This is a genomic window from Acinetobacter sp. ANC 4169 (assembly GCF_002135355.1).
GTDB lineage: Bacteria > Pseudomonadota > Gammaproteobacteria > Pseudomonadales > Moraxellaceae > Acinetobacter.
The window spans coordinates 57,429-82,374 of sequence record NZ_NEGE01000017.1 but is presented as its reverse complement, the minus strand read 5'-3'; the positions used below and the strand labels follow the sequence as shown (position 1 = coordinate 82,374).

The following is a 24,946-nucleotide window of genomic DNA, read 5'->3' as shown; positions in this document are numbered from 1 at the left end:
GGTGACGGAAAGCTTCTTTCATACATTGAAAGGTCATGTGGTACACGGGAGTGTGTTTACTACCCGAAAAGAAGCCAATGCTGTCTTGTTTGAATATATTGAGATTTACTACAATCGAATTAGACGGCATTCTGCAAATGGCTGGTTAAGTCCAGAAGCTTTTGAACAGAATTATTTTAAGAATTTAGAGGGACCGATTGTCCACGATACTGTCTAGGATCAGACTACAGATTATTACTCTTTAAATGATACTGCCTCCATATTAGCAATCAGCTCAAATAAAGTTGCTGTACTTGTCCAAAAAGGGATTCTTAGGAAAAATGAGGACAACCCTTTATCTGTTCAGATTGAAGCTTGCTCCCTGTTAAATCTTAAAAATAAACTACTAAGCGATAAATTTATTTCCTACCTAGATGCTGCAAAGCAATTGAACTGCTCTGCCAATTGGATAAAAAAATATTGGTGCAATACAGGCTTCTTAAGTATTGAAGATTTAGTCTATTGGAAGCTTATCAATAAAAATGAGCTAACTAAAATTCTGAATTTAAAAGAAGAATTCATTACTGGTGCTGAGGCAAGCTCTCTTTTAGGTATGCGTCACTCTCATATCACGAACTTACAAAAGCAGGGTCTTATAAAGCCTCACTATTTTGGAAAAACAGATAAAAAAGTAAGGCTTTTCAAGAAGACCGAAGTTTTAAAACTTTTTCCAGCGATAGATTAATTTATATTTTTAAGATCCCATTTAATCTTTATGTTGAGATCTTCTTACAATTAAAAGCGCTTCATTAGGTATCTCAACCTTAACTTTTATTTTAAATTCTTTTCCATTTTTGTCTTTAGTTTTAGCTGTGTATTGAATTAAAGCATTCTTACCCACCCCTTTTAAGAGTATTTCAGCCCCTTCGACCTCAACAAATTCTCCCTTTTTCTGCCCAATTTTCGATTTTGGAAAGAAGTCTTTAAATCCTGCTTTAATAAAGATCAAGCTATTTTTTTCATCTTCTCGTACAGAAGCTAGGGCCATATTGATAAAAATATTCTTTGATTTTTCAGCATAAAAAATATAAACAGAACTAGGAACAAGTAAAATATAAAGCAACATCATTGAGAGCCTTATATTTTTATCATGATTTTCTTCTTCTGTTAATTTCTCATTATTTGTCTTCAAGTTCTCTATAAATTTATCAATAAATATTTTTAAAAGAATACTTAAAAAGAGCATTATTAATAAATTTATTGATTTCCCACTGTAAAAACCAAAAACAAAAGCAAAACCAAAAATGCATAATAAAAACTTAATAAAATTCTTACTTATTTTATTAAAATCTAGCTTCCAATAAATCAGATCTAATAAACCTTTAGATAACCTTTCTCTTAATGAAAATAAAACCTTGAAAAAATATTTTACACCTCTTAGTAAAAATATAAAAACACTTCCAAGTGCATAATGGCAACCCAAAAAAAATGTATAGATAAATAAAAACTTTATTGTAATTAAGAAAAATAAAAGACCGTCCCCTAATGATAAATCAGTAGGAAAGTAATCAATATGCCAAAAATATAAAAGGATAAGACATATACCAACACCTATGATAAATTTAGCAATAAACCCACTATGATCAACAATTAACTTAATTTTCTGCAACAAAAAAAGAGTGAAATTCACTTATTCCCCATTTGTATTTTTCATTTCAAATCAATTTTCTAATCAATAAACTATCCATGCCAAGATTATTCAGCTTTACCCATTATTTCTAAGTATCTCTAAGAGAGAAAGCCATCCTATATCTCTCATCAATATAAAATATATTGGAATAGTAGATTTTCTCAGGTTTCATTAACCAAGATGCCAATGCATCTTTATCTACTTCACCTGCATAGCAAATAGGTTGTAATTTAGACAATAAATTGTAAAATTCAGTCGTCACATCACTTTGTGAGGCATACCATTTTTTTGTAAAAATACTATCGATACTCTTTAAAATACTTTGGGCTATTTCTTCTCTACCACTTTGATCATTACATTCAACAAAATACCCCACCAATGCATAATCTATATTACTTAAATGGACTGCATTTAAATAATAATGGTCTTCGACATATCCGAAATTCCAAGCTAAATATTTACAATAACATTTATTCCAAAAGAGTTTCCTAACATCACATTCAGCAACAGCTGCAAATTTTTGGAAGGTCTTTCCCAAAATTTCTCTAGTATCATAATAACCATTTTGCAGGTTGATAGCTTCCGCCTGTATAGACTCTAAATATAAGTCTATCTCCGTCTCAGAAGCATACTTAGCTACATAAACCCCAAATCCATCTGCAAAAATTGGAAACCTTACTGGATAACGATTAAATATCATCAACCAGTGTCTTAACTGATCAACATTATTTCCAATTTTCTGAAAAATTCCTGCAAAACAATCAGCCTCTGCATCCGTTAAATCATGATATTTATTGTTATTGAGCTTTAATGAGAACAGTAAGACAAATCTAAAAAGCTCATTTTGGGTGTCTAAAGCAAGTTGAAATCGTTGAAGTAAGGAAAAACTATGCTCCTTACAAATGAGCATAAGACTAATAAAGTCTTCATATCGTTCAGCAGCACTTATTAGTTGTTCTGGAGAGTAATTCAGCAAAAATAAGAATATCTGATATTGAAAGGTGTTGGCCTGATCTAATCTTGGAGAATTCCCCCAAATATGCCAATTATTGGCCAAATGTTGCCAATCTCTCTCCTTAATCGCTTCCATGTATTGCTGAGCTGCTTCTTTTTCCCAAATAGGCACTTTCTGCTGTTGAGGAATTTCAATATTACATTGAAACCGATCAAATCTACCCGCTAAGAAATCATTTATCTTAGTATTATTTATTACACTAAATGGGATTAGCTCCCATAAGTTTTCAGTCAGAATATTAGAAATTATAAACATCAGTGATAATCGTTTGGCCTTTTTATCTTCTGTGTTATCCCAAGCATGCAACTCTTGTATTAACCACTGACAAAGACCTTTTAAAGTGTTTCTTTCATCCTGAGTAAGAGAGTTATTTAATCCTCTGAACTTTTTATTATAAAAATTTTCTAATACAGGATAATCCTGTATTAAATTTCTATAAATCTCATAGCGTTCATCTCTAGAAAATTTAAAAGGAATCTCCTCTGGAATAGACATTATTACGTTTAGAGCTCGATAAGGCTCAATAGGGCTAATCGTTACAATACTATCTGTAATTAAAGCTCTCAAAAATATTTTGTTCTGCTCTAACTCTTCCATACTAAACACTCCTGATGATCTAAAGCAGCCCATAAACTTTCAAATGCATCAGCAATTAGGCGACCATCAGACACCTCCTGAAAAATATGATGTGCATTACCCAGACTATTTACTGAAGTCCCTAATGACCAAGCCCTAGGTCCAATGCTAGTTTTAGGGAAGATAAGGAATCGATCATGAAACGACCAGCCGTATTGACCGAACTTGGCTCTAAACTCTAGCTTCAAACCAAACTTATTTTCACAACTATTCTCTAACTCCTGACCATAATTATTTAATACATCTTTTTTTGTTTGACTATCTGTACCTGGTGGAAAGTCCAAACCTGTAATAGCTTTTAAATTTGAATTAGAATGCGAACAATAAAATAAAGTTCGCAAAATATCTTGAGGCGACAAGTAAGGATCCCAGAGATAAACTGATTCTTGACCATAATGTTGAATAAGTGTCCTGAGATCATCATATGCATTAACAGACTGATTACGATTATATTGAATCAACTTCTTTTGCTTTAACAAATCCGTTTTTTCATGTTCATATAACCGCTGCGACGTCCATGTATGATTTAATATCTTCGATTTGTTTTTATCAGTATTTATATTAAACAATCTATTTGTAACCATACCTATCCGAATTAGTTCTCTATCTGTACTGTTATTTTTGATATAAAAACCTCGAGGCTCATTCTCAATCATAGCGCTATTCATTGTGACTTCATGAATAAAGGAACTTTTTGCAGAAGCTGCTAATAGAATTTTTCTATCATCATCCCATAAGTAATATCGATGTACACCTCTTTCATGCATCATCGGAATAGTTACGTCGTTAGTCGAAATTCGACAAGAATAGAAATCTTGACATGTTTTATCATCCAAACGCACACAATTAAAAACTAGGTTTTTACCTTCAGAAGAGGCTTTAGGATGCCAAGCTACTTTTAAAGTTAACGCATTACCTTGTTTTGTATGATTCAAGTCCGTCATTACAATGGAGACTGGCAATTGAATGATAAGATTTCCTAGTCGGTCTGATAAACTTGCTAATTTAATTGGTATAAATTTCTGAATTTCTTCGGATAACTGTTGCAATAAATCAGGCCGTTCGAAGAAAACTTTAAAATTATCTTTTGTGGTATCAAACCACTCAAAAACATGTGAACCACTCCAAAAATTGTTTTTTAGTATTTTGTTGAGTGGTACTACTTCTGTAGCGTCAGGTGGGACAAATATTCTAGGAATTAAATCAAGACTGTTTGAAAATAATAAATCTTTTTGATTCGCAGCCCATACATTATTTTGAGCTAGATTCATCAAAAGGTTTTTTGTTTCTTCTACATTTATTGAATATTTTAGGATTCCAAAAGAAAAATCTTTTAAACCTTGTATCTTTAACGGCTTTGAATTCAAAAAAATTGGCTTTTGAAGCTCTTCTGTCGGCTCTTCTTGAGCAACAACTACAGTCAAAACATTGAAAGGCTCAGGGTTTCCATTCCCCTTAAGTATCGCAAAAATAGTTATAATCTCGAACTGATTGTGAAAACCAATGATATTAGGCTCTAATAACTCAAATATAGAATTTATATAGTGTGAAGCTTCCTGCATAACTTATCTACTATTGCTCTCATCTAGATCAACCCTATCACATGCTCTTCTTAACAACAAAAAATCTTTATAGTCAGCCAGTTATTTCAATTATTTTTCAAAAAACAGTTCAACTACAGACAGACTTTGCGTAGCAAGCATAGACAATCAGATGGTACTTTTCCCTTTTTAAATCGTAAGCTCATAGGCTATGCTTAGGCAGACGAAATAGGGCCAGCTAGTCTGGTGCTGCCAAGAAAGCTCTCTACTATACTCAACAGGACAATACTCGTATTTTAAAATTGACAGAGGTTGTGTCGTTTAGTCAAAAAATTGACAGAGGTTGTGTCATTGATTCTTGTCATCATGTGTCGCAATGCTTACTAAGTTATTGAATATAAAAATCTCGTAATGACAAACCTTGTGTCGCGTGACGTAACGTCATGCGACATATAAGATGTCATTGATAAAAAACCTCCATTGATGGAGGTTTTTTTATCCATCACAATCGAGATAGATCAAGCTTTTATTTATTTAATAAAGATATGATTAAAATAGAATTTTTTACACTATTTTATAAAATGTCTTATGCTAATTTTAAGGGAGCTTAATTAACTCAATTCAATATCTTGTCCGCCTTATTTACTCCCCTTTATTAAGCTTATATCCACAATTAGTACATTTATGTGTGTAAATTGAAAAACCCAAATTAGCTGGATTATCTCCTTTATAAAAGAAGCTCTTTTCGCATTGAGGACAAGTTGAATTAACGTATAGCTTATAAATCGCTATACAGCTTGAAACTATAAAAACCATCATTGCTATAAACATGACATAATCATTCGAATATGCTTCCCATATTATTCCCGATAATATGAGCAATACGAGTGATCCTAACTGATACCCAACCAAAAAATAGCACTTAGTCTTTAGATTCATGATTTTTCTTGATAATGACTGGTGCATGATCCAATTCCATCTTTTAAAGAAATGAGTCAAACCCTCCTCACTCATTAGCTCCTATTTAACATGAAAATATTGATTAAAAGCCTTAAACTAGAATTTCCCACCAAATCAACTCTATTTAACTTTATACAAAATCAGTCAATCCTAATAGCTTGATACATTTATACGATCTTCAATTCATGTCTTAAATACTGAAAAAAGCAACATTTCCACAAATTTTTAATGAAAATAATTATCATTAGTATTGAATATATTTGAAAATGTAAATAATATCGCTTCTCATTTACAATTATACTAGACAAATTGATGCGCTGCTCCCCCCTTCATCTTGCTATAGGTTTAACACTTTCAAATTTAGGTTATGCATCGGAAGCTACACCTGCAAACACCAATCAAGATGAATCCCACAAATTTGCCTTACCGAAAATAGTCCTTGAAGCAGTGCAAACACCAGAAGCAGGTCAAACTGTCTATACAGAAGAAAAATTAAAACGCTTGAGTTCCACCAATAAAACCATCAGTGAAGTGCTGCAACTCCATCCCAATGTACAATTCTCACAAAACAGTATGGCAGCTGCAACGCAAGGTGAAATCAAGGCAGATGATTTTAGTATTAATGGAGCAATGGTCTATGACAATAATATATTGCTCGATAATATCAGTCTCAATAATGTGCTCAACCCTGCAAGTAACAACAGTGACTTTGGAATGACCGGAATGAGTGGTTCCTCTATCGCCACCACCATCAATACGGACTTGCTGTGTGAACTTTTTGTATTCGACAGCAATGTCAGTGCAGAATATGGCGATTTTATGGGGGGTGTAGTTAAAGCCAAATCCTGTACACCCAAAACTGCGGTGAATGAATTACATGGTCAAATCACTTATGACTATACTTCGAATGATTGGACAAACGCCAATCACATTGATGAAAATGATATTGCCAGTTATGAAAAAGACTCGAGTGACTTATATCAAAAAGCATTTAGCAAACAAGGGATTTCAGCCGAGCTATATGGCAATCTGAATGAACGTGTGGGAATGAGCTTGAGCCTTTCAAAGCGACAATCCGACATTGATGTGAAATCACTGTTAGTCGATACAGAAACAGCTCAATCTCAATTAGAAAATGATACTGCACAACTGAATATTTATGCCAAACTCAATCAGCAACATCAATTAAAACTCGGCCTGCAATTACAGAATGACCAGAAAAGTTTAGACCAGTACAATGTCAAAGATGGTCATGTTGATCTCAGCAGTAAAAATAACGCCTTTGAATTAGAACTCAGCTCACAACTGCAACAAGCGAAAATCACGCAATCCCTGGTCTATCAACAGCAGGAAATGAATAGAGACTCTGCCGACAATGAAATGCTGGTATGGAAAAGTTCTGAAGCCAAGAACTGGAGTACCCTCAGCACAGCAACAGAAGGTGGCTATGGAGACCAATCTCAAAATCTCAACAGTCTGGAATATAAAATAAAGTCAGAGTTTAAACCCTTTCAATGGGCCGCGGCCGAGCACAAGTTAATGCTTGGTGCTGGTTATAGTCATCATGAAGCCGATTGGCAGCGTTTGGAACATGTCTATAATTACTTTGTTCCCAGCAATAAAGATAAAACCAATTGCATCAACAACAATAACGAGATGGATGCGTATTGCGACCCGACCTATAACAACCAACAGGGGCAATATCACAGCACACGTGTCGGTTTAGATGCAGGTACAATCACAGTCCGTGATGATCGCGCACATGTATTTATAGAAGATGCCATCAAACTGAACAATTACTATCAGTTCAGACTGGGCATGCGTGCAGACTATGACAGTTTAAATGGTGAAATCCTTTTTGCCCCGCGTAGCATATTGCAGTATCGGCCCTTTGCCGATGAGCGCTTGCGAATTACCACAGGCTGGAACCGTTACTATGCCAACAAACTCTTTGCCTATCACTTGCAAGATGGCATCAATAGCTTAAGTTATAAAGAAACCCGTAAAAGTATTAATGATGAGTGGGGAAATCGCAGCGCATATTCATCCAGTAACGTAAAAAGCAGTGACTTGGCCACTCCTTTTGTCGATGAATCCGTGCTGGCATTGGACAGTCGCCTGGGCATTTTCGATGCACAGCTCAAATACGTGCATCGCAATTTTGAGGATCAGATCCGTAAAAACAGAATATCAACGGGCCCTATTGTTGACGAATATGACAACTTGGGCCGGATGACAGCCAATACCTATACCTTAAGCCTGTCCAACCATCAAGCTATTCCCTGGAAAGCCAGCCAACATTATTTTGTATTCGGCTTTGACTACACCGATAAAACCAGTAATTTCACCGATTATGATGATGGTTTGCTTCCCCTCAACTATCAGCAATACATCCTCTATGACGGTAAAATGATTGATGAATCGACACGTCCTGCCAGTAACTTTAACCGGCCTTGGACTGCCCGTTTAGGCTGGAATATCGACTTTGACCACATTCCGCTCAAGTTAAGCAATCAGCTGCGCTTAAGATCGGGCTATGAGGCCATGGTGTCATCCACCATCCCATTAAATCAACGTCCTACAGGGCCTGATGGTGAATTAATCAAAACCCGTTATGACGCGACCTCAATTGCCAGTGCATTTACCTGGGATATGCGTGCAAGCTATGACGTCCCTATCGTAAATGACAGCAAACTGATTTTCGGCTTAAGCGTGAAAAATGTAACCAACAAAAATAACCACTACACGCTCGAAAATAAATCGACTCTGCATGCAGAATCTGGCCGTCAGTTTATCGCCGATGTCAGTTTTAAATTTTAATTGTGAAGTTACGAGTAAATGATGAAGAAATATATTTTAGTGAGTGTGCTGACACTGTTTACAGCACAAAGTTTTGCAGCGACACAAACCGCTACAGCAACGCAAATCAGGCCCAAAGATTGTGCAGTAAATCCCGATATTGAACGTAACGCACGCCCAAGCACCCCCCATAACATGCCATTACCGCAATTTGGCCAAGGCATTATTGGCTGGGCAACGGGACCTGAAGGCGCACAGCATAAACTGGACAGCGTAAATAAAACCGACATTCAAAACTATAAAAGCCAAGGCGTTAGCTTAGCGATGATTCATGAATGGCAAACTTTCTATGAAAATGAAACCAAGCGCAACTCATGCAACCCGACTGCTCCAATCCGAGCACAACTGATGCAAAAAATTGCATCTTTATGGAATTGATTCATCGCGCTTGCGCAAGTTAAAAATCCTGTCCATAAATTTTGGGCAGGTTCAGGATGTAGTTAACCGGACATAAATTTATAACATTTTCCTATGTAAGCCATAATTAAAGTTATTGATTTCCTGTTATTCTAAGTCCTCAATTTTATTAAAAATAAATCAAATTTAATGAAAAATACAAAGGCATAACTATGAAAGGTCAAATTCTGGATTTTTCAATCCAAAGCAATACAGGCATTATCAGTGGTGATGATCAAAACCGCTATAATTTTACCGGTGCGGAATGGCGAGGACAGCGCCCGCCATCACCTGGCGAACATGTCGATTTTGCGGTTGACAATGCCGGTAATGCCACCCAAATCTATATTGCTCTCAACCGCAACAACCCTATTCAAAACCTGTCCGAGCAACTGGATAAAATTTCAAACCAGAATCAATCTGAAGAACAATTTAATATGATTGACTGGTTTGTAAAGTGCCTGAAAAATTATGTCACCTTTGATGGACGTGCACGCCGTAAGGAATTTTGGTTTTTTATGCTGGTTTCTTTCATTTTAGGCATTATTGTACAAATGATTGATGCAATACTTGGTACAGACCGCGTTTTAAATGGCTTATTGAATCTGGCCTTATTGCTGCCGAGCTTGGCAGTCGGTGCCCGTCGCCTACATGACACCAATCGTTCTGGTTGGTGGCAACTTCTTGTCCTGACTGTTATTGGCATTATTCCACTCATCATCTGGTGGGCTTCAGACACCAAACGCGAAAACAATCAATGGGGACAACCTGCTAAATAAAGCAGATTAAAAAAGGGCGATAACGCCCTTTTCTCTTATCTGAAATTAACCATATTTTCGGGCAAAATCCTCATCTGATGTACATAAGTAAATAATGAACTCAATGAAAGCCACAATCGCAGGAATAAAGGTCCAAAAGAAAATCAGATAAACAATGCCCCAACCAATTTGGCCCAAATAAAATTTATGGACTCCGAAGCCGCCGAGGAAAAAAGCTAAAATTGCAGCTACAATTCTGTTTTTCTCGCCCACTTGAGTGGCAAATGCTGAAGCTGAGCTCAGTACATAAATATCGTTAGCTTGACCTGTTCCATCCACAGTAAAATCAACTTTCTGACCTCTGGCAGGTGGGACTTGACCACGCCAGCTTGCGCCAGAAAAGTTATAGCGGTTCTGGTCATCGCCACTAATCACACCCGTATTACTTTGAATAGAAAAATCCAATATCTGACCTTTCATAAATACCCTTATTTTTCTTTATATTCGCTTTTAAAGCATACGTTTAATTGCACACATTTAAAACATTTTTAATCAAATTTTCCTAGGCGTGTCAGCTTCGTTGCTATTTCCTTTGGCTAGATTTTTAACAGATAGAAAATCTGAATAACCACTTTTTACTTGAAAGAGTAAAAATTTGAATCTAAAAAATTACATAACAAGCTTTACCTTCCTACTCAAATCTACAACAAAAATAGCTACGCCTGAGCAAGCTTAAAAAAATTACAATAGATGAATACAAGAAAGAAGAATGCAAGAAAGTAACCAGCTAAAACCAGCATTAAAAAGCCCCATACAGCTTAATTGGAGTCAAGTTGATAACAACCCTATGCCAAAATAGCCTTCTCATCATGACACAGCCATTGCGCTAGAAATCGCAATCACAGCCTATCTATACTTTTTTTGAAAGGTGATGGTTCATGAACATAGCAACTGAATATCCCCTATTTCAATGTCATTATCTGCCGCGTTATTTAATAGGGCTGATCTTCATCCCTGCCATATTTATTGTTTTAGCGCAGCACTCACTGAGTAGTATTAATATAGTTCAAGATTTCAGTAGCCTGATTCAGTATTTATTGCATCAATCCCTGTCGGGCTGGTTAATGGTGACGCTTGTCATCATGCTGGCATGTATTGCCATAAACATGAAACTTGTGGTCACTAACCAGAAAATATCCATTCAAAGTTTTGGAATAAAGCTCAACAACTTGGTACAGCGCGATAAACTGCTCAAAGCCCAGCTTTATTCCTCATATGCATCACAGTATCGCATGCTTAAATCACTTACCGCAAAAGCATTCAGCCTGCAACAACCGTGGAAAAGGTGCAGGATCGGCTTTATTTTAAAGCCTGAATTTCGCAAGCAATATAAAATGGCACATATTGATCTGAATATGTTGAATGAAAATCACCGACGCCAACTGATCCAGGTTTTGACGCAACACTATTACCTGGACCCTAAATTTTTTTTAGGCAGAGCACAATTTGCCAGACGAAAACTCCAGCACAAATTTTAATAAAAAAAGCGCTCTACGCGCTTTTTTATCACTCTTTGCTTATGCTGGAATACGTAGCACCTGCCCCGGAAAAATGTCATCGGCATTTTTTAACAAGGGACGGTTGGCTTCAAATATTTTGTTGTATTGATTAACATCCCCATAAAATTCTTTTGAAATTTTAGACAGGGTGTCTCCTGACTTGACGGTATAGAATTTACTTTCAGGTGCCGGGCTAGTGACCGTCATCTGATCATCCACTTGGGCAACATGATCGACATTTCCCACCGCCAGAACAATTTTTTCACGGTCAGCCTGACTTTGCACCTGACCTTTAATGGTCGCCAAATCTGTCGTGCCGTTATAGCTAACAGATAACCCTGTTACAGGTAGTCCCAATGCCTTGATATGCCCTAGAAGCTTGTTTGCAATTTCCTGTGCAGAGGGTTCAGCTGGAGTGGCAGGCGCAGCCTGTTGTTCTGCGGGTGCTGTATTTTTTTTACCAATGCCTTTTACAAAATCAAAGAGACCCATTGTATTTCTCCATCATTATTATTCGTGCGATTTGCAATAGCGCTCTTTTTTTATACCTAAAATTTATTCACAGAAAGGTTGTCTTTGGTCAAGCATCAGTAAAGATTTGTAGGGTCTGTTGACATTTCATAAATGGCTTGCGTTGTAGGCTAAAATGGAGCAGACAAGGAATGAAATGCAAAGAATGGTGGTTCCATTTTTAAATTTCATAACGAAGTCTGAGATAATTTTAGCCACAACTCTTCGTGACTAGCGTATTTTTTGATGCTACGTCGTTGTGAACTACGCATTTAGAATGACTAAATTTTGTATTTCACGCCTAGTATCATCTAAAAAATACGCGTAGTCGCAAACATAGAAGAATGGTCAACAGACCCTATTTATAATTTTGATTCTTCAATAAAAAAGCCACCTTTCGGTGGCTTCTTTATATTCAGCAGAGCTGAAACAACAATTAACCTAGTTTCTTAGAAACATAGTCAATAGCTGATTGAACAGTTGTGATTTCGTTAGAATCTTCATCAGGGATAGTGATGTCAAAATCATTTTCGAAAGACATAACAAGCTCAACTAAGTCCAAAGAGTCAGCACCTAAGTCATCCATAAAAGATGCTTCGTTTTTGATTTCTTCAGCTTTAAGACCAAGTTGTTCTGCAACCGCTTGTTTGATACGTAGTTCGATATCGCTCACAGGAATTCTCCTCATTGCTTGTGGCGTTTTTAATGCCGTTAGTTTAATTGAATATCTTATTTTTGCAAAGTTTATACATCAGCCAATTAGCTCATGTATAAACCGCCGTTTACATGTAAAACAGTACCGGTAATGTAACTTGCCTTCTCGGAAGCCAAGAAACTTACGGCATTTGCGATATCTTGTGGATCACCTAAACGGTTTAACGCCACTTGATCACTCATTTTCTTGCGAATTTCTTCACTGAGTTGTTCCGTCATTTCTGTTGCAATAAAGCCGGGTGCCACGGCATTCACGGTAATTTGGCGGCTTCCCATTTCTTTTGCAAGACTGCGACCAAATGCTTCTATGCCTGCTTTGGCAGCAGAATAGTTGGCCTGTCCCGGATTTGCAAAGTGTGCAACAACAGAACTGATATTAATAATGCGGCCAAAACGTGCTTTGGTCATGCCTTTTAAAACACGCTTAGACAGACGGTATACAGCTTTCAAATGAATATTGAGAATGTCATCCCAATCATCTTCTGACATACGCAGTAACAAATTATCTTTGGTAATACCCGCATTATTCACCAATGCAAGTACAGGACCATAGTTTTGTTCAATATCTGTAACCAGCGCATCAATCGCTGCTGCATCACGTACATCAAGAACTTTAGCTGCACCATTTTCAGCAAAACTTGCAGATAATTTTTCTGCCCCTGCTTCGCTGGTTGCTGTGCCTACGACAAAATAACCGTCTTGAATCAATTGCTGAGCGATGGCTGCACCAATCCCTCTGCTCGCGCCTGTCACTAATGCGACTTTGCGTTCCTGTGTCATGCAATTTTTCCTTCAGCCACTAAAATGGCGTTAAGCGCATCTTCCATACGACTGTTGCTGTCGAGTGGGAATGCTTTTTCTATATTTGGTAAACGCTTCGCAAGGTTAGCCAGTACATTGCCCGGACCACATTCAACCACGTACTGCACTCCTTGATCTTGAAGGAACTGCATGGTCTTGGTCCATTGCACAGATTGATACAATTGTGCAGTCAATGCCTGACGTAACCCTGCCACATCTGTCGCGATTTCCGCGTTGACATTTTGTATTACAGGAAGGCCAGGTAGCTCAATGGCAGTATGTTCCAAAGCTTGTGCAAATTTGTCAGCAGCCGGTTTCATCAGTGAACAATGCGATGGCACAGACACAGGTAATGCAATGGCTTTACCAGATTGCTCTTTTGCAAGTGCCATGACTGCTTCTACCAAAGTCTTATCACCCGCAATCACTACTTGACCTTGGGCATTGTAGTTAGCAGCTTCTACTGAACCACGCCCCTGTATATTGACCTGTTCGCATAGCTCAAGCACTTTGGCATCTTCCAGACCCAAAATAGCGGCCATTGCACCCTGACCTTGCGGTACTGCATCTTGCATGAGTTTGCCGCGCAAGTTCACCAGCTTAACCGCATCACCCAGTGACATCGCTCCGGCAGCAACCAATGCGCTGTATTCACCCAGAGAGTGGCCTGCAAGATATTTTGGCGCTACCCCACCCAACTCCAGCCACACACGCCAAAGCGCAATACTTGCGGTAAGCAATACCGGTTGGGTAAATTCAGTCTGATTTAAACCTTCGCCGCTTTGAGCAATGTGCCATAGGTCAAAACCCACGGCTGCCGATGCTTCTGCAAAAGTTTCTGTCACGCTACTAAACTGTTCAGCCAATTCTGCGAGCATGCCGACTTTTTGTGAGCCCTGACCCGGAAATACAAATGCTGTTTTTGTTGCCTGAGCGACTTGCTCGAGTTGTTTAGCAGACATAAAAAAATCCTTTAATGAAGTGATCTTGTTATTCAACAATCGGTTAAATAACCAACATGCACTTATGTAAGCTTATTTACGGAACGAAATTTAACATTTAATTTTTGTTTTGGTAATTGCCAAATACAACAAAAATACGGCACAAAAAAAGGGAGCTTAACGCTCCCATTTTTTCTACTAAGCTTGACGCTTAATACATCATCAATTATTCAGCAGATGCTTTAGCGAATAATTGGCGACCACGGTAGATACCATCTTTAGATACGTGGTGACGACGGTGAGTCTCGCCAGTAGCTTGGTCTACAGTTAATGCATTCTCGGTTAAAGCGTCATGTGAACGGCGCATGTCACGGCGAGAGCGACTTTTACGGTTTTGCTGAACGGCCATGATGGCTCCTTACAAAGATCGAAAAAATGGATCAGAACAAATTCAGTTGTCTTATACTTAACAGTATAACACAAAAATTAGTTAAGTTTACCCTTCAAACTTGCCAAAACACCAAACGGGTTATCCCGTTTTTCTTCGACAATGTCCTCAGTAGCAGGTTGATGCTTATGCTCACAAACGTCATGCTTAGGAGACAAAGGCATCAACAATAACAATTCATCTTCTATCAGAGAAAGTAAATCAGCCGTCGCAGGCGCATCATAGCTACCTTTTGTCGTTGCTTCACTTTCACCTAAGACGATGAAATCAGCATCCTCATCCAAGCGCTCTATCAGTGATTCATCATCCACAAGCGCTAAATGAAAGTCTGAAACGAGAGAGATTTCAACAGGATTCAGACAACGCTGACATTCCATTGGTACTTTCGTTTCAACATGACCATCTAACCATACGATACGATGATACGCATCCATTGATAGCTTACAGTCTATGTTGATCAATTGGTTATCAATTGATCCAACAGCTTCACGGGAAATTCGAACAAAGCGAGACAATGGCAGTGTACCTGACCATGTAAAGCCTTGTTCAGCCCATTTAAACGGCTCAATCTGTGCCGGAAAGGTATTTGCTGACATAATTAAGGCGGCAATTCTACAAATTCATCGGTACTCTGTCAAAGATTAAGATACAATTTTGTACTTATTTAGACAGATCAATTGGGTAATACAAGTCATGCATCAGTTGCAGCCGCAACCTGAAGTCACCACTTCATTACAGTTAACCACTTATTCAACCTCAAGTTCTGCTATTTCTATAGACCCTGTGCAACGCTCACCTTGGGCCAGTTTGCAAACAGAAGTTCAACAAGTAGATTGGCTTATACTACACTTTAATCACTGGTTTTCCCACTTAAATGTGAGTTTAGTCAAAGGTGATTTTGAACCTGAATATTTTCCGGCAACTGCAGATGCCCCTGCCCGTATTCAATTTGCCCATGGTTTCTTTAATAGTGCCTTACATGAAATCAGCCACTGGACCATTGCCGGCGACAAAAGACGTCTATTACCCGATTTAGGCTATTGGTATGCTCCGGATGGACGCAGTGCAGAACAGCAGGCTTTATTTGAACAGGTCGAAATTAAGCCTCAAGCCATTGAATGGATGTTTGCCCAGGCCTTTGGTCGCAAGTTCCGTGTGTCTTTAGATAATTTAACTGGTGATGGTGGTAATGGTGCCACGTTTAAAGACAATGTTTTTGCTCAGGTTCAGCAATATTTTAAGGGTGAGGCCAAGCTTCCACGTGATGCTGCACATTTTATTGCATGTATCTGTGCCTGTACTCGGAGTGGCAAAACATTACAAAGTGATGAGTTTCAACGTCACATGCTGGATTAAATTACACAAAATCATCACAGCCTGATTGCAAGACTTTGTAAAATCAACAGATAATGTCTAATAACAAGTCGGGAGAATAAATATGCTGCATTTAAGAATACGTCCTGATAATCCTCAGCCGCGTTTGATCACTCAGGCGGTAGAGCGGATTCGCGCCGGTGATGTGGTGGTTTACCCGACCGATGCCGCTTATGCCATTGGCTGCCAGATCGGAAATAAAAATGCCATGGAGCGGATTGCACAAATTCGTGGCTTAGGGCCGAAACATCAATATGCGATCTTGTGTTGTGACTTGTCCGATATTGCGACCTATGCCAAGGTGGACAATGCCATGTATCGGTTGCTGAAAAATAATACCCCCGCTGTCACCACCTTTATATTACCTGCAACCAGCGAAGTCCCTAAGCGACTAATGCATCCTAAAAAGAAAACCATTGGACTGCGTATTCCCAGCAATCCGATTTGTCGAATGTTATTGAAGGAATTGGACGAACCGCTATTAACCAGTACGCTGATTCTGCCCAATCATACAGATCCTCTAGATGATCCTTATGATATTGAAATGGAACTGGGCAAACGGATTGATGTATTTGTCGATGGCGGCCTGGGAATTTTAAATACCACCAGTATCGTGGATTTATCCGGTGATCATCCTGAAGTGATTCGTCATGGTATGGGTGATGTCAGCGCATTTGAATAAGCACTGTTAAGATTAAATATTAGGGAGTGATCAGGATCAAGGAGTAGCGCTAAAATGAATCTCTTTTATCTGCTACTCAATCATCATGATTTTGCAGCAACCAGTCGAATTTATGCGGAAATTCCCTGGACACTTGAGTCTGAAGTCAAAGTTATTGCAGCAGAGGCTGAGCAAGCCCCATCCCTGATGATCAATAACGCCGTGTATGCGTTTTTCTCAGAAATTGCATTGATTCACAAATTATCCAGCATCTATCAAACTCAGAATTTATGCATGCAAGACAGCGCGCAACGAATCATCGAATTCGCCCTCAAGTTATCTAACCACACCTCAATAGATCAACCATCGCAATAGCTCAGCAAAATTAAAGAAAATCACGCAAACGCAATTTTTGTTGCCCATTTTGATCAAAATTATCGGCTTTTAACCAGGCCAGATAGGCTTTTTCCAGTTCAGGCCATTCTTGATCCAGAATGGAAAACCAGGCGGTATTGCGGTTACGGCCTTTGGCTATACGGTCTTGTCGAAAAGTGCCTTCATGCTGAAAACCAAAGCGTAAGGCTGCCCGTTTAGACGGCAGATTCAAGTCATCACACTTCCATTCCACACGGCGAAAGCCCTGCTCAAAACAGGCTTTCAATAATAGATAGATGACTTCTGTCGAAGCTGTAGACTGCTTCATTTTGTAGGAAAAATAAATATTGCCGATTTCAATGACATGATCTGCAGATCGCTGATTCAGCAAGCCCACCCATCCGACAATTGCATGATTGACCTCGACCAGATAATGGATTGAGTCTTTGAAACCAAAGCTGTTTTCCAGAGTGGTTCGCAACTCATCTGCATTTTCAAAACCTGAATAAGGCAAATAAGTCCAACAACTGCGATCTACTTCGCCATGTACACATTGCCAAAGTTGCTGCATCCGATTCGGGTCAAGTATTGCTGAGGACAGTACCTGCAAGGTGGCATGTTTTCCATAAAGGATTTCCGCTAAAAAATAGCGAGGCAAAGAATGAGACACCGGAAGTCCAATAAATTGACCATATTCATTTTCTTGTAGCTTTTGATTATTTTCCATGGCAGATGAGATCTCGTCTTATTGGCTTTAATATTGCCCAAAAACTTTGTGTTATTCCATTCCGAACTTTCTTTAATTTTATTAAGTATATAAGGCTGGGGATATGGCCAGCTTTGTCCATAACAATTTAAATATTAGATCAAATAGATTGGTCTAAAAAATCAAAATCATACAAAACCAGTCCATTTCACATAATCAAGCCGCTCAAAAACCTTACTTAATTTCAGGTTTTTTTGTATTTGATCACTTAACTAATTTATTTGAAGTCAAATTTCCATTACACTAGCGCTTACTAATTACGTGCTTTTTCTTTCGATGCGAGATCGAAGCAAAAGCATCCTGCATGCCTTTGAAAATTCGCGTGGCCTATAACTGCAATGAATCAACTTATCCATGATCCTATGGAGCCAAGCTCACACATCCGTGTTATGGATGAGTGGCAAGAATCGATTCCAGAGGATTTATACATTCCTCCTGCTGCATTTGAAATTCTGCTAGAGCATTTCGAAGGTCCACTCGACTTCCTGATTTACCTGATTCAAAAAAGCGGTTTCGACTTATTACAGCTCGATATCGCTCCGATTGCTGCTCAATATCTATCTTACATGGATGCCATGAAGTCCTTGAATATTGAGCTGACGGCAGATTATATGGTCATGGCCGCCTTATTGGCTGATTTAAAATCACGACTGCTGTTGCCAAAACCGAGCGCTAGCATCGTCGTTGAAAAAGACCCTAAACAGGAACTGATTGACCGGTTGGAAACTTATTTACGGGTGAAACAGGCGGCTGAACGTCTGGGTCAAATGCCGGTTCTGGAACGTGATACCTTTCCGAGCAATGTCAGTCTGGGTCATGTGGTGCAAAGCCATGAAGGCTATGATGTCAGCCAGCTACGCGATGCCCTGTTTTGTGTGTTTAACCGCCCAGAACCGGTAGTCCATCAAATTCAGCAAGAACCGGTGTTACTGGAAGAACGGATTGCTTTTATTGAACGCCGTTTACAGTCCGGTGAAATCCTGCATTTTGAAGCCCTGCTCAAACCCAGCCAGGGGCGCATGGGCATGGTGGTGACTTTTATGGCCATTTTAGAGCTTAGCCGCCAACAAAAAGTGAATATTATTGCCAGCGGTATTGAAGCCCCACTCGCGATTCAAGGAGTGTCCGCATGACAGATCAGCAAGCTACCCCTTTATCTGTTGCAGATAACCAGCATGAAGTGTTGATGCAGCTGGAAGCCATTATTTTTGCCAGTGAAACAGCTGTTTCGCTTGCACGTTTGAAAGAAGCATTCCAAAATCAATATAATAAACAGGAATTGCGTCAGTTGTTACAACAGCTCGCCATGCTACAACATGGCAGATCAATCGAACTGGTAGAAACCGCACAAGGGTTCCGTTTCCAGGTTCGGGCTAAATATCGCAATATCATTACTCAGGTGTGGCCGGAACGACCAACTCGTTTATCGCCCACTCTGCTCGAAACCCTTGCTGTGATTGCTTATCATCAACCAGTAACCCGAGCAGATATTGAACAGATTCGTGGAGTTTCAAACAATAGTCAGATCCTTCGATCATTGTTTGACTGGAACTGGATTAAAGAATCCGGTTTTAGAGAACTACCGGGAAGACCCGCGTTGTTAGTTACAACGCCACAATTTTTAAATGCTTTTGGCCTGTCTTCACTGGGTCAATTGCCTCCCCTGCAGGATGCCAAGGAAGCTTTTATGGCGCTCGATGCTCACGCACCGAAGTCATAGATAGGTGAACTGTTGATGATAATTTCTAAGGTTATGCTGTCATGAGTGAAAAATTACAAAAGGTGCTTGCACGCGTAGGTTTGGGTTCTCGCCGTTATATGGAAGAAGTCATTGCTGCTGGTCGTGTGAGTATCAATGGACGCGTTGCCCAAGTGGGTGAACGCATTGAACCGGGTGATGAGCTTCGCATCGATGGTCGTAAAGTCCAATTCCAGATTGAAGACGAAATTCGTCGTCGTGTTCTGATTTACTACAAACCAGAAGGCGAAATTTGCTCACGCAATGATCCTGAACAACGTCCAACCGTATTCGAACAACTGCCTGCGATTGCTAATGATCGCTGGGTCATGGTCGGTCGTCTGGATATTAACTCGACTGGTCTTTTGCTGTTCACTAACGATGGTGAATTGGCCAACCGTTTAATGCACCCGTCAAACGAGATTGAACGTGAATATGCGGTTCGCGTGATGGGTGAAGTGACTCCACAAATCAAAAACAACATGCTTAAGGGTGTGGTTTTAGATGATGGTCCGGCAAAATTTGAATCATTCACTGAAATTGGTGGTGACGGGATTAACCGTTGGTATCAGGTGGTGGTGAAAGAAGGTCGTAACCGTGAAGTGCGTCGTATTTTCGAATCACAAGGCTTAAAAGTAAGCCGCCTGCTTCGTACCCGTTATGGTACTGTCATTCTACCGCGCGAACTTCGTACCGGTCGCTGGATGGAACTCGATAAAAACGATATCGATAACTTAACCAAAGCTGTCGAGTTGAAACCACGTCAAGGCACAGGCTTGTTTGGTATGGCAAAACGTCGTACCGAGCGCATGCAAGACAAACCAATGGCGGCACGTCGTGGCGGTTATTTACGTCAGCAACGCCGTGATACCGAAGAGGGTGAAAACCAGAACCCAATGGCCTATGCACAGCGTGATCGCCGTGAAAACCAGAATGGTCATGCGCAACGTCGTCAAGAGGGTAACCAGACCGGTAATGCTCAACGCGAACGTCGTGACAGCAATAGCAATGGTTTTGCCCAACGCGGTGAGCGTCGCCAAGACAGCAACCAAAACACTTATGCTCAACGTGAATCACGTCAAGGCAACAGTAATAGCTATGCACAGCGTGAAAACCGTCCTGACAACTTTGGCAATCAAGGTACTTATGGCCAACGCGAACGTCGTGATGAAAATGCGCCACGTAAACCATTTGGCAACAAAAGCTTTAAGAAGTTTTAATTTTTAAAGCTTTTCCTTGCAAATAAAAAAGCCACTCTATTGAGTGGCTTTTTTATACTCGTCTTATCTAGGAAGGATTAAGATAAAACGGGAATATCAATCCACTGTGCATTCGGGAAATGTATCGCCAGATAATTTTTTAAGAATTCAGCCGTATCTTTAGAAATCAATGCATCTTGTGATTCATCATTCAGGTTATAGGCCAAAGCAAATAATTCCAGACCACGACTTTTCAGTGCTTCCAAACTTAAAATTGTATGATTAATACTACCTAAACGACCAGAACTCACCAGAATGACCGGAAATTTTTTCTCAGCAATATAATCAATCGTGAGTAACTCAGTGGTTAAAGGCACCATCAGACCGCCCGCACCTTCTAACAACACTACCTCATATTTTTCTGCCAATTGCTGAGTTGCATCTGCAATTTTCTGAAAATCAATTTCACGACTATCAATTTTAGTGGCCAAATGCGGTGATGCAGGATAAGTAAAAATTTCCGGCATGGTCAGTTTAGTTTCATCTTCCGGAAACCAGCCCATCTGCATAATTTCACGGTGCTGTTCGATATCTTCAGAAATATCGGTATTGCCGGTTTGAATCAGCTTTTGGGTAATGGTTTTTTTGCCCTGTTCATTCCATAACTTGGCCAGATAACCTGTGGTATAGGTCTTGCCGATTCCCGTATCAATCCCGCTGATAAAATAAACATCTGCTGTCATGCTGTGCTCCGAGCAATGCAATAAATAGGATGGTAACTGAGCTGGTATTGTCGTTGCCCCATCTGATCAAGTTGTGAAAATTGCTGATAGTCCTGATAAAACTGCTGTAAAGACTGTTTGGTCCAGCGATGCTGTGACGCGGTTGCAGTCACACCAGTGGCCTTTAAATGTTGCAGCACAGCTTTAGGATGGGAAAAACTCAGCGTTTCCAGGCTCTGGGACAGATGCAGGATTTCAAAGCCGTGTTTGAGCAGCTTGTCCTGAATGACTTCAATCGGAAGATAATCCAGTCCCTGACCAGTCAGTGCCTTAATTTCTATTAGATTCTGTCGACCAAAAGTTGAGAAACACAAATAGCCTTGCTGCGTTAAAGCATCTGCACATTTTTTAAAGATTGCATCCAGATCAGAGATCCATTGCAAGGCCGAACTGGACGCGATCAGATCCAGAGAGCGTGGCAAATCCAGTTGCTCAATATCGCCAATCCACCATTTTAGTTTCGGATCATTTTGAAAATGCTGCTGAACTTCAGGATACAGGTCATTTAAAAACAGTTGTTGGATCGCAAAATGCTGCATCAGCAAGTGACTTAAATTCCCCGACCCACAACCGATTTCAAACGCACGGTCTAGACTGTTTTTGGATATGTATTCTTGCATCAACCCAATTAAATGCTGGCAAATCTGTTTTTGTACCACCGCATGTTGAGCATAACTTTGCCCGGCCTTGGCAAAACGCTGTGCAACTTGTGATTTATCAATATTCACGGCTAGAACTCACAGCAACCGCACAAGCTGTTCAAGGTCAGCCTGATTGACTTGAGAAGTCAGTGAAATACGTAATCTGGAACTGTGTTTCGGTACTGTAGGTGGACGCACCGGCATGATATAAAACCCGGCCTGTTGTAGCTGCTTGGCCTTTTCAACCGTGCTTTGTGACTCGCCAATAATCACCGGCACAATATGTGAAGTCGATGGACACTCAAAGCCTTTGGCCTGTACCGACTGTTGCAGATTTTGACTGATCTGTTGCAAATGCTGGCGTTGTTGCTGTAAGCCCAAAACTTTCTGGAAAATAAAATGGGTCCACGCCATACACATCGGTGGCTGCGCAGTACTAAAAATCAGCGGACGCATGGAATTGATCAGATATTCCCGGATGATGGGATGGCAAATCAGATATCCTCCGACCGATGCCAGTGCTTTCCCGAAAGTTCCGACCAGCAGGTCAATCTCATCAATGACACCATATTGTTCAGCACAGCCCAAGCCTTGCTCACCACGTACCCCAATCGCATGCGCTTCATCGACATAGAGCATGACCTTAGAAAATAGCTGTTTGATGCGCACCAGTTCAGCCAGATCGGTTTCATCACCATCCATGCTAAAAATGGATTCCGTCACCACAATGATGCGATCGATAGTTTCATCTGCATGATATTGCTGTAAAAGCTGTTGCAGATGGTTCAGGTCATTGTGCCGATAACGTACATATTTTGCAGATGATAAACGGATACCGTCAATCATGCTGGCATGCACCAGTTTATCGGCAAGAATCAAGGTTTTACTGTCACAGAGCGCAGGTAAAATCCCGATATTCATGTGATAACCACTGTTAAATAACAGCGCAGCACGGCCATGAAAAGCCTGACTCAAACTGGCTTCCAGTTGCTCATATTCAGCAAAGTTTCCGGTTAAGAGTCTTGAAGAAGATGAACTCATTCTGCGCAGTTCATTCGGTGTTTCGTCAAAAAACTGTTCACGCAGCTGCAGATCCGCTGCCAACCCCAAATAATCATTGGAAGAGAGGTTAAGCATCTTATGACCCTGGATTTCGATATAATGATCTTGCTGGACATTGGAGGTAAATTGCCGCAGATTGCCCTGCTGTTTGAGTTTATCCAGCTTGATTGCATAATCACTTAATAGCTGATCATTTAACCGGTTCATGCGGATACCTCCTGCATCTGCTCCACCACATTCACCAATTGTTCCAGCAATGTATTCAATTGTTGTTCAGTAATGACATAAGGTGGCATGACATAGACCAGCTTGCCAAAGGGACGTATCCAGATTCCGCGCTTAACAAACTGTTGTTGCAGGCTTTTCATATCGACGTTGAATGTCAGCTCTACCACACCAATGGCACCCAGTACCCGTACATCCTGCACATAATCAAGCTGTGACAAAGGTTGTAAATGTTGTTGCAACTGTTTTCCGATACGTTGAATATTGCTTTGCCAATCTTGTGCCAATAAAACCTCGGTACTTTTCACAGCCACCGCACAGGCCAGCGGATTCCCCATAAAGGTTGGGCCATGCATAAACACATCCGCCTCACCCCGACTGATGGTTTCTGCTACATGTTTGCTGGTTAAGGTCGCTGAAAGTGTCATATAGCCGCCGGTTAATCCTTTGCCAATACACATAATATCCGGTTCAACCCCGGCATGTTCCCAGGCAAACAGTTTACCGGTGCGACCAAAACCGGTGGCAATTTCATCAAAAATCAGCAGCACCTGATATTTTTCACACAGCAATTTGGCTTGACGCAAATATTCAGGATGATAAAAACGCATGCCTCCGGCACCCTGCACAATCGGTTCCAGGATTAAAGCAGCAATGCTTTGATGATGTACAGCTAAAGTTTTTTCCAGTTCAGCAATATCATCCTGATTCCATTCATCATAAAAACCGACTTGCGGCGCAGCAACAAAGAAACGGTTGGGCAAGCTGGAGCCAAAAATTTGATGCATGCCTGTGACTGGATCACAGACTGACATGGCATTCCAGGTATCGCCATGATAGCCAGACCGTGGCGTGACAAAATTGGTTTTCTGAGTTTTGCCTTGTGCAGTCCAAAACTGAACCGCCATTTTCAGCGCCACTTCAACTGCGACAGAGCCTGAATCGGCATAGAAAATTTTATCCAGACTCGGTGGGGTAATTTTTAACAAGAGTCTGCCAAGTTCAATCGCAGGATCATGGGTCAAACCACCAAACATGATGTGCGACATTTTTTGCAGTTGATCAATCGCAGCCTGATTCAGTTCAGGATGGTTATAACCATGAATGGCACACCACCATGAAGACATGCCATCAATCAATTGCCGTCCATCTTCCAGCTCAATGATGGCACCATGCGCCTGTTTCACTTTAAAAGTCGGCAATGGATCGGTCATGGAGGTGTAAGGATGCCAGATATGTGCCAGATCAAATTCCAGATCAGTTAATTCGGTCATCCATTACTCCATGCAGATGCTTGAAAATCAATTTTTCATGAT

At 40.1% G+C, this 24,946-nt stretch carries 26 protein-coding genes and 1 pseudogene; 12 read left to right on the top strand and 15 right to left on the bottom strand.

The annotated features are described in order from the left end of the window. Positions 1-217 (top strand): IS3 family transposase (locus B9T26_RS13495; protein ID WP_143223030.1); only part of this gene is annotated, 217 nt, incomplete at its 5' end. 42 nt (positions 218-259) lie between these two features. Continuing rightward, positions 260-724 carry an NUMOD1 domain-containing DNA-binding protein gene (locus B9T26_RS13490; RefSeq protein ID WP_086200186.1) on the top strand — a complete coding sequence of 155 codons (465 nt, stop codon included), beginning with the start codon at positions 260-262 and terminating at the stop codon, positions 722-724. Between the two features lie 21 nt (positions 725-745). On the opposite strand, the gene B9T26_RS13485 is transcribed toward B9T26_RS13490, so the two are convergent. The 3 genes from B9T26_RS13485 to B9T26_RS13475 form a co-directional block, all read right to left on the bottom strand. Next, complete coding sequence (locus B9T26_RS13485) at positions 746-1,669, bottom strand: hypothetical protein (protein WP_086200185.1); 924 nt, start codon at positions 1,667-1,669, stop codon at positions 746-748. An 88-nt stretch (positions 1,670-1,757) separates the two neighbouring features. Beyond that, complete coding sequence (locus tag B9T26_RS13480) at positions 1,758-3,281, bottom strand: hypothetical protein (protein WP_086200184.1); 1,524 nt, start codon at positions 3,279-3,281, stop codon at positions 1,758-1,760. Then, on the bottom strand, positions 3,269-4,882 hold the full coding sequence (locus tag B9T26_RS13475; protein WP_086200183.1) for a VPA1262 family N-terminal domain-containing protein: 1,614 nt from the start codon (positions 4,880-4,882) through the stop codon (positions 3,269-3,271). The genes B9T26_RS13480 and B9T26_RS13475 overlap by 13 nt, the downstream gene beginning before the upstream one ends. A gap of 1,251 nt (positions 4,883-6,133) precedes the next feature. On the opposite strand from B9T26_RS13475, the gene B9T26_RS13465 reads away from it, so the two are divergent. The 3 genes from B9T26_RS13465 to B9T26_RS13455 all read left to right on the top strand — a co-directional run bounded on the left by B9T26_RS13465 (position 6,134) and on the right by B9T26_RS13455 (position 9,855). Then, complete coding sequence (locus tag B9T26_RS13465; protein WP_086200181.1) at positions 6,134-8,641, top strand: TonB-dependent receptor plug domain-containing protein; 2,508 nt, start codon at positions 6,134-6,136, stop codon at positions 8,639-8,641. A gap of 18 nt (positions 8,642-8,659) precedes the next feature. Then, positions 8,660-9,058: a DUF4951 domain-containing protein gene (locus tag B9T26_RS13460; RefSeq protein WP_086200180.1), complete on the top strand. Its 399-nt coding sequence runs from the start codon at positions 8,660-8,662 to the stop codon at positions 9,056-9,058. 191 nt (positions 9,059-9,249) lie between these two features. Then, entirely contained in the window at positions 9,250-9,855 is a 606-nt protein-coding gene (locus B9T26_RS13455) for a DUF805 domain-containing protein (protein ID WP_086200179.1), read from the top strand. Between the two features lie 45 nt (positions 9,856-9,900). Here B9T26_RS13455 and B9T26_RS13450 read toward each other — a convergent pair whose 3' ends face one another. Further along, positions 9,901-10,314 carry a TM2 domain-containing protein gene (locus B9T26_RS13450; RefSeq protein WP_086200178.1) on the bottom strand — a complete coding sequence of 138 codons (414 nt, stop codon included), beginning with the start codon at positions 10,312-10,314 and terminating at the stop codon, positions 9,901-9,903. Between the two features lie 458 nt (positions 10,315-10,772). Here B9T26_RS13450 and B9T26_RS13445 point away from each other — a divergent pair, with 458 nt between their 5' ends. Beyond that, the gene (locus B9T26_RS13445) at positions 10,773-11,372 is read left to right on the top strand and encodes a hypothetical protein (protein ID WP_086200177.1); all 600 of its coding nucleotides are present in this window, start codon (positions 10,773-10,775) and stop codon (positions 11,370-11,372) included. Between the two features lie 39 nt (positions 11,373-11,411). Here B9T26_RS13445 and lysM read toward each other — a convergent pair whose 3' ends face one another. From lysM to B9T26_RS13415, 6 genes are all read right to left on the bottom strand, one after another. Then, entirely contained in the window at positions 11,412-11,885 is a 474-nt protein-coding gene (lysM, locus tag B9T26_RS13440) for a peptidoglycan-binding protein LysM (RefSeq protein ID WP_086200176.1), read from the bottom strand. A gap of 454 nt (positions 11,886-12,339) precedes the next feature. Then, entirely contained in the window at positions 12,340-12,576 is a 237-nt protein-coding gene (acpP, locus tag B9T26_RS13435) for an acyl carrier protein (RefSeq protein ID WP_004651013.1), read from the bottom strand. Between the two features lie 86 nt (positions 12,577-12,662). Next, positions 12,663-13,397: a 3-oxoacyl-ACP reductase FabG gene (gene fabG / locus B9T26_RS13430; protein ID WP_086200175.1), complete on the bottom strand. Its 735-nt coding sequence runs from the start codon at positions 13,395-13,397 to the stop codon at positions 12,663-12,665. Further along, positions 13,394-14,380, bottom strand: coding sequence for an ACP S-malonyltransferase (gene fabD, locus B9T26_RS13425; RefSeq protein WP_086200174.1), 987 nt, complete (start codon positions 14,378-14,380; stop codon positions 13,394-13,396). Before fabD ends, fabG begins: the two co-directional genes overlap by 4 nt. A 205-nt stretch (positions 14,381-14,585) precedes the next feature. After that, complete coding sequence (gene rpmF / locus B9T26_RS13420; RefSeq protein ID WP_004279227.1) at positions 14,586-14,768, bottom strand: 50S ribosomal protein L32; 183 nt, start codon at positions 14,766-14,768, stop codon at positions 14,586-14,588. A 77-nt stretch (positions 14,769-14,845) separates the two neighbouring features. Beyond that, on the bottom strand, positions 14,846-15,403 hold the full coding sequence (locus B9T26_RS13415) for a YceD family protein (RefSeq protein WP_086200173.1): 558 nt from the start codon (positions 15,401-15,403) through the stop codon (positions 14,846-14,848). A 97-nt stretch (positions 15,404-15,500) separates the two neighbouring features. On the opposite strand from B9T26_RS13415, the gene B9T26_RS13410 reads away from it, so the two are divergent. From B9T26_RS13410 to B9T26_RS13400, 3 genes are all read left to right on the top strand, one after another. Further along, positions 15,501-16,163 carry an elongation factor P hydroxylase gene (locus B9T26_RS13410; RefSeq protein WP_086200172.1) on the top strand — a complete coding sequence of 221 codons (663 nt, stop codon included), beginning with the start codon at positions 15,501-15,503 and terminating at the stop codon, positions 16,161-16,163. An 82-nt stretch (positions 16,164-16,245) separates the two neighbouring features. Further along, positions 16,246-16,863 (top strand): L-threonylcarbamoyladenylate synthase, encoded by a 618-nt coding sequence (locus B9T26_RS13405; RefSeq protein WP_086200171.1) that lies wholly within the window; start codon positions 16,246-16,248, stop codon positions 16,861-16,863. A gap of 54 nt (positions 16,864-16,917) precedes the next feature. Beyond that, positions 16,918-17,217 (top strand): hypothetical protein, encoded by a 300-nt coding sequence (locus B9T26_RS13400; RefSeq protein WP_086200170.1) that lies wholly within the window; start codon positions 16,918-16,920, stop codon positions 17,215-17,217. A gap of 10 nt (positions 17,218-17,227) precedes the next feature. On the opposite strand, the gene B9T26_RS13395 is transcribed toward B9T26_RS13400, so the two are convergent. Next, a complete protein-coding gene (locus B9T26_RS13395) occupies positions 17,228-17,944 on the bottom strand; it encodes a GNAT family N-acetyltransferase (protein ID WP_086200169.1) in 717 nt (238 codons plus the stop codon). A gap of 377 nt (positions 17,945-18,321) precedes the next feature. Here B9T26_RS13395 and B9T26_RS13390 point away from each other — a divergent pair, with 377 nt between their 5' ends. The 3 genes and pseudogenes from B9T26_RS13390 to rluB all read left to right on the top strand — a co-directional run. After that, on the top strand, positions 18,322-19,116 hold the full coding sequence (locus tag B9T26_RS13390) for a segregation and condensation protein A (protein ID WP_086200168.1): 795 nt from the start codon (positions 18,322-18,324) through the stop codon (positions 19,114-19,116). Further along, on the top strand, positions 19,113-19,703 hold the full coding sequence (gene scpB, locus B9T26_RS13385) for an SMC-Scp complex subunit ScpB (RefSeq protein WP_086200167.1): 591 nt from the start codon (positions 19,113-19,115) through the stop codon (positions 19,701-19,703). The genes B9T26_RS13390 and scpB overlap by 4 nt, the downstream gene beginning before the upstream one ends. Before the next feature lie 41 nt (positions 19,704-19,744). Then, positions 19,745-20,599: pseudogene (gene rluB / locus B9T26_RS13380) on the top strand (23S rRNA pseudouridine(2605) synthase RluB); the annotation flags it as partial. A gap of 419 nt (positions 20,600-21,018) precedes the next feature. Here rluB and bioD read toward each other — a convergent pair. Genes bioD through bioA form a run of 4 tightly spaced genes read right to left on the bottom strand, consistent with a single transcriptional unit; the run spans position 21,019 to position 24,904 of the window. Further along, positions 21,019-21,663, bottom strand: a complete 645-nt coding sequence (bioD, locus tag B9T26_RS13375) for a dethiobiotin synthase (RefSeq protein WP_086200165.1) — start codon at positions 21,661-21,663, stop codon at positions 21,019-21,021. Continuing rightward, the gene (gene bioC / locus B9T26_RS13370) at positions 21,660-22,430 is read right to left on the bottom strand and encodes a malonyl-ACP O-methyltransferase BioC (RefSeq protein WP_086200164.1); all 771 of its coding nucleotides are present in this window, start codon (positions 22,428-22,430) and stop codon (positions 21,660-21,662) included. The genes bioD and bioC overlap by 4 nt, the downstream gene beginning before the upstream one ends. Positions 22,431-22,439: 9 nt before the next feature. Beyond that, positions 22,440-23,612, bottom strand: a complete 1,173-nt coding sequence (locus B9T26_RS13365; protein WP_086200163.1) for an 8-amino-7-oxononanoate synthase — start codon at positions 23,610-23,612, stop codon at positions 22,440-22,442. Continuing rightward, entirely contained in the window at positions 23,609-24,904 is a 1,296-nt protein-coding gene (gene bioA / locus B9T26_RS13360) for an adenosylmethionine--8-amino-7-oxononanoate transaminase (RefSeq protein WP_086200162.1), read from the bottom strand. Before bioA ends, B9T26_RS13365 begins: the two co-directional genes overlap by 4 nt. Positions 24,905-24,946: the final 42 nt, after the last annotated feature.